Source organism: Peribacillus sp. (assembly GCF_059453735.1).
In genome coordinates this window covers 1-5,606 of sequence record NZ_JAZVJO010000127.1, presented here as the reverse complement: position 1 = coordinate 5,606, position 5,606 = coordinate 1, and the positions used below count along the sequence as shown (strand labels likewise).

8 protein-coding genes are annotated in these 5,606 nt (G+C 41.8%); 1 reads left to right on the top strand and 7 read right to left on the bottom strand.

Annotated elements, in window-relative coordinates; genetic code table 11:
* A partial coding sequence (locus tag AC52RT_RS04235; protein ID WP_495539596.1) for a hypothetical protein occupies positions 1–181 on the top strand: 181 nt, incomplete at its 5' end.
* Positions 182–387: 206 nt separating this feature from the next.
* Here AC52RT_RS04235 and AC52RT_RS04230 read toward each other — a convergent pair.
* The 7 genes from AC52RT_RS04230 to AC52RT_RS04200 all read right to left on the bottom strand — a co-directional run.
* Positions 388–1,479 (bottom strand): PQQ-dependent sugar dehydrogenase, encoded by a 1,092-nt coding sequence (locus AC52RT_RS04230; RefSeq protein ID WP_495539595.1) that lies wholly within the window; start codon positions 1,477–1,479, stop codon positions 388–390.
* A gap of 21 nt (positions 1,480–1,500) precedes the next feature.
* Entirely contained in the window at positions 1,501–2,406 is a 906-nt protein-coding gene (locus tag AC52RT_RS04225; RefSeq protein ID WP_495539594.1) for a Cof-type HAD-IIB family hydrolase, read from the bottom strand.
* 166 nt (positions 2,407–2,572) lie between these two features.
* Positions 2,573–3,673, bottom strand: coding sequence for a PRK06851 family protein (locus AC52RT_RS04220; protein WP_495539593.1), 1,101 nt, complete (start codon positions 3,671–3,673; stop codon positions 2,573–2,575).
* 72 nt (positions 3,674–3,745) lie between these two features.
* A complete protein-coding gene (gene ybaK / locus AC52RT_RS04215; protein ID WP_495539592.1) occupies positions 3,746–4,222 on the bottom strand; it encodes a Cys-tRNA(Pro) deacylase in 477 nt (158 codons plus the stop codon).
* 58 nt (positions 4,223–4,280) lie between these two features.
* Entirely contained in the window at positions 4,281–4,961 is a 681-nt protein-coding gene (locus AC52RT_RS04210; RefSeq protein ID WP_495539591.1) for an ATP-binding protein, read from the bottom strand.
* Entirely contained in the window at positions 4,958–5,452 is a 495-nt protein-coding gene (locus tag AC52RT_RS04205) for an ECF transporter S component (RefSeq protein WP_495539590.1), read from the bottom strand. The genes AC52RT_RS04210 and AC52RT_RS04205 overlap by 4 nt, the downstream gene beginning before the upstream one ends.
* Positions 5,453–5,454: 2 nt before the next feature.
* Positions 5,455–5,606: cobalamin adenosyltransferase family protein (locus tag AC52RT_RS04200; protein WP_495539597.1), on the bottom strand; the 152-nt coding region annotated here is incomplete at its 5' end.

Here is a 5,606-nt window from a genome sequence, read left to right as displayed (position 1 = left end):
TAGGGTATCTTGCCTTTACGCATCTGGATTGGCTGCTTTGGCCTTGATTATTGACTCCTTTTCAACAAAACCAGCTGAACTGGGTCCCGCTCTTCTCAAAAATGCTTTTGCACAGAAAATTGGTCGAACTGCACAGAGTTTGGTTCCTTTTGCACAGAAATACGCTTCATTTGCACACTAATCCACCTATTCTGCACACTTTTTCCTCTGTTCTGCACAGTCAGCTGCCTGAACGATTTTTTTCTGCCTGTAACAATGTGATGTTTTTCACAATTTTTCACTAAAATAAAAAAAACTGCCTGCGGGGGAGCAGACAGTCAAATAGGGGAATAACATTTAAATCATCGTACTTATAGTATGTCCCGTATTTTTTAGTTTCATACAAAATTATTTAAGATTACTTAGTGGTATTCGGTAGAGTCTGTCATCTTTTTTATTAGGTTTGCCTCGGCCATCAGTATTGTTGCTGATGAAGTAGAGGTACGTTCCATCAATGTAGACGTCACGTATGCGCCCTTGATCGGTTACGATATCTTTCATGTTTTTTGTTACAATATCATAGGCCTTTAAGGCTTCACCTCTTAATGAGGCGATATAGATTTTGCCATTGTTATAAGCAATCCCGGAAGGAGCCCATGTATTGTCACCTGCATGGATAAGGGGTGTTTCCATCCCTTCTTTCTTTTCACCGCCTTCAATCTTCGGCCACCCATAATTTTTTCCTGGTTCAATTTGATTTAATTCATCTTTCCCAGATTCTCCGTGCTCACTGCTGTATAATCTTCCTTCCAAATCCCACGTAAGTCCTTGAGGGTTTCGGTGGCCATAAGAGTAGACATATGAGTTAGGAAAAGGATTGTCGTCTGGTATACTTCCATCTAAATTCATGCGGAGTATTTTACCGCCAAGAGAGTTTACATCCTGTGCAATCTCTCCTTGTTTAGCATCACCAGTTGTTACATACAGCTTGTTATCAAAGCCAATTTTAATCCGTCCGCCATGGTGATAGTTCCCGCTGGGTATCTGGTCAAGTAATACAGTCGTTTCTTTCCAGCTTCCCTCTTCATATTGAAGAGTGACTACCCGGTTGACAGGTACTCCACCTGATTCATATGTATAATAAGCAAACCCTTGGCCGCTGTCTTCAAATCCTGGCGCGAGTAAAAAGCCCAGCAGACCTGCCTCAGATTCTTCAGACAGTTCTTCTTTTAACTCCACAGGTTCGCGTTTCACTTTTCCGTCCTTTAATTGCACAATGGAACCCGTACGTTCTGATACAAACAAGGTTTCCTCCACTTCTTGAATAGACCATGGTGCGTCAAGCCCACTGAGCAATACTTCAGGCTTATCACTTGCTGTCTTCCCTGTCTGTTCCATTTGCAGATTCTCGTTCTCAGAATGATCCTGTTGGGTTATATCTTTCAGTGAACAACCTGCGAAAAGTAATACAATTAGTACAATCAGCAGCTTTTTCTTCATTTTCTCCCCCCAGAAATAATTCTACTTTACCAATTGTTCATTTAAAGCAGCGTGTATGGCTTGTGCAACGCCGCTTTCATCATTTATACCTGTCGTCAAATGACATATTTTCTTTATTTCTGCCGGCGCATTACCCATTGCAACCGCTCGTCCAACCCGTTCAAACATGGACATATCGTTAAAATTATCTCCGATGGCCATCGTTTCATTTAGGGTGATGCCTTTTTCCTGCAGATAGATTTCAAGTGCAATTCCCTTCTGTGCCTGTGCATGAGAAATTTCCAAGTTTCCATGGCCCGACGAGGTAACCGCAAGACTTTCTATTTGCTTCAGCTCTCCCCCAGCTTCTCCTAGTAGTTCTAGATCATTAGAGAATATAAGTATTTTATAATAATTTAGATTGTTCTTAGTCAGAAGTTCATAATAATTTGGAATGGTTTTCACCTGCCCAAGTGAAAGACGGTTATGAACGATTTGAGTAATCTCTACTGGATCAATATCTGGGTTAGCTGTTACATAAACATCCACAAGAGCAGCCGCTGATTTTTCGTAGTTTTTAGAATACGTACCCTCACTAGTATAGATTTCAAAATAGATCTGTTTCTTTTCTAAGTAATCGACCACTTGTTTGACATCGTTTTTATCCATCGTATTTGAAGCTGTAATTTCTCCTGATTTTGTTAAAATGACAGCTCCATTCACACCAATAACCGGACATTCAAGGTTCGTTTCGTCCAGAGCAAACCGCGCTTCCTGATAGGTCCTCCCCGTTGCAATAATTACCTCTATCCCACAAGCTTGCGCTCGCTCGATAGCTTCTTTGTTTTCTTTACTAACTTTCTGTTTTTTATTTAATAATGTTCCATCCATATCGATTGCAATTGCTTTTATCACTGTATACACCTCTAGTTTGTCTGTTTCTGTCATTGTAACAGATTTTTCTGACTGATTCTCTCTTGCAGTCTCTCTCTATATCTGTAACCATTCTTAGAACAGTTGAAACAAGCTGAATAGCTCTATTGTCTGCTTTTCATGTAATAGTTATTAGTAAAAAAAGACCTGCTCAAATGAGAGGCCTGTTTCTCGTTACTTTTTATTGATGCTGAAGGGCGATTTGGTTCATTTTATCTTCAAGAGTTTTCTGGATTTCATTAATTTTCTCGAAATCCATTGCCGCAATGTAAATCTCTTCAAGCTTGTCGTGCAATTCTTTAGCTTGGGAGAGATAATTTGTCGCCGCCGCCATTTTTGATCGGTATCTTTCCGCAATCTCTTTTATTTCTTCAGCATAAATATCATCTGTGGCTGGTAGTATGGCTGTTTTATATATATCCACAATTTCGTCCCCTTCCCGGCTAGGAAAGTATTCATGGGGAGCCGTGCTATCAAAGATAGCCAAGCCCAATTCGCGGACAATAACCATATCCACACTATGCGGATCGAACCCACAATGATAGATTTCTACATCAAAACCTCTTTTCTTCGCTTCCGCTGCTAATTTCTTCAGCATGGTCGATTTTCCGCTGCCTGGACGGCCTTTTAAAAAGAAGCGTTTTGGAATATCATTGGTTAAATTCGGGACATAATCAACCGCCCCAGTTGGTGTGGCTGCTCCTAAGAAGCGATGGCGAACATCTGAGGTTTTATTTAGAACCATTTCACCGAAAAAATTTGTCATGAGCTTTTCGGTTAATTGATTCAACTTAGCAAAATTAAGATTATTAATATAGATTTCTTCCCATTCATCATGTACGGAAAGGGCCTCGGCAAATAGTTTGTATGCCTGTTCATAAGCAATTCCGATAGCCTCTGTTAACTGTACGATGTCTCCCTTTTTATCACCAAGTTGACTCGAGTTCCACGCAGCTCCAAGGTTTACGTATTCTTCAACAGCGCCCGGTGCCTTAGGTTCAATTACATGTGGGGGTGTCCCATCAACAATGCCCGCTTTAAGTGTTGGAAAAATGATTCCGTCAATGGACTGGGCGTCTGAGGCACAATGTAAGTACTCAACATCAATTCCTCTTTCTTCCCAAGCCAAGCCTAATTTCTTCATGAGCGTTGACTTCCCAGTTCCTGGACCACCTTTAAGAATAAATAATTTCTCAAGATCTTCTAAATTTGTTTCATATAAGCTGTAAAAGCCGCGGGCTGTATTCCCGCCTGCAAAGTAATGTCTAGTTTTCCCCTTCAAGTGCGAACACTCCTTTGTGATAACGTGTTTCGCTACAGATTATGCAGTAAGTCTATAATAGGTGAAAGCCCATTACTTTGCCTTTGTCAGCTCGATAGATTTGGCATTAGTTATTTGCAATAACTCTTGCGGTGGTAGCTCAATTTGGCATCCGACTTTTCCACCGCTCACAATCATTGTTTCCAGCTGTTCTGCAGTATGATCGATGAACGTTGGATAGAGCTTTTTCATGCCAATCGGTGAGCAGCCTCCCCGAATATAGCCTGTCCACTTTTGCAGATCCTTGACCGGCAGCATCTCAATTTTTTTCTCTCCAGCAGCTTTTGCTGCTTTCTTAACATCTAATTCATCTGCTACTGGTATGACAAACACATATATATGTCCTGGAGCCCCCGAAGCAACTAACGTCTTAAATACCTGATCTGCTGGTTTCCCAATCTTTTCAGCAACCGCTGTTCCGTGAATTTTCCCATCTTCATTATTATAGGATAGGGATTGGTAATATATTTTCTGTTTATCAAGGACTCGCATCGCATTCGTTTTACTCATTCTACGCCTCCATTTGCATGTATTAAAAAAGAGTCTCGCAGATGCAAGACCCTGTTGATTATCGATGAAACAAATGACCAGCTTTAGCTGCGATTTCAGCTTCTATTTCTGGGTCATATACAATGATAAAGCAGGTGGAAGGGCCTGCTGACGCGTTTAAATCAAGTTTTTCAAGGCTCTTTGGAATCGTCCCGCTTGAATCAAGATGCAGCCACTCATTGGCAATGCCCTTTGAGCCTACAGGGAGAATGGTTATGTTTTCTTGCTCACAGCACCATTTAAAGAGCGAGAGTGGTGCAATCAGCTCCGGATGATTGATCACACCCTCACCCATAAGCGGGGTGCCGATCACGCCCATTTTCCCGCTCACCACTTTCTCTTTCTCCTCTTTCTTTTGACCAACAACAAGAATACCGAGGGCAGATTGAACCATTTCCATATTGCTTTCTGTACTTCCCGTAATGGGAATCGAAATCCCTAGCTCTGCTTGACCTCGACGGACACCTGCTTCTAATTCACTCCAGGCTTGTTCTCCGCAGAAATTCTCCATCACCACAGCCATCGGATCAGCACTTGCAGCCATACACTCCATGACTGCAACTCGAAACGAATAGTAAGCTACTACATCATAGGAAGCCGTCACAACATCCTCTTTCTTCATGCCGATTCCGCCGCTGTTATCGCTGGCAAAAATCAAGGAACCACCAGCCTGAACTGGTAGGTTTAAAACATCTCTCATGAATCATGACCCGCTTTGAAGATCATCTTTTTCAAAATAGGGACGAGCTTTGGCATTAGTATAACCGCAATGACTAAGTTAATAACGGTTGCGGTAATTAATGAAGGCAGCAAGGCAATGTAAAATGATGTACTAATGATGAACATGAAGGGCAGCGGTGCAATAAGCGCATTTCCAACCAAAAACAGAGTGATAGCCCCCATTTTTTGACCGCCGATATACAACGTACTAAACATCCAAACTAAGATAAACATTTCCAGCACGATAATAAAATGCAGCGGACCAAGCGGCATCCCGCTAATAATAGCAGAAATCCAGGTCCCAAGACCTGCCACGATTCCCCCATAAATCGGCCCTAACAAAACACCTGCTATAAGGGCAGGGAAACTATCAAGTGCTAAACTGCCGACGATAGAAGGAATTTTGATTGCCGCACCTACAGCGGATAAGGCAATAAACATCGCCAAGGTGCTTATTTTTCGAACGTCCAACCTTATTCACGTTCCTTTCTTTTTCCGCCTCGGAATACATTCGCACTACGGGCATATTCCACATCCTTAACACCCAAACGGAAGTTCACGACACGTGCAAGGGCAAATAGATAATCGGATAATCTATTTAAATATTGGAGAGACAAAGGAGATA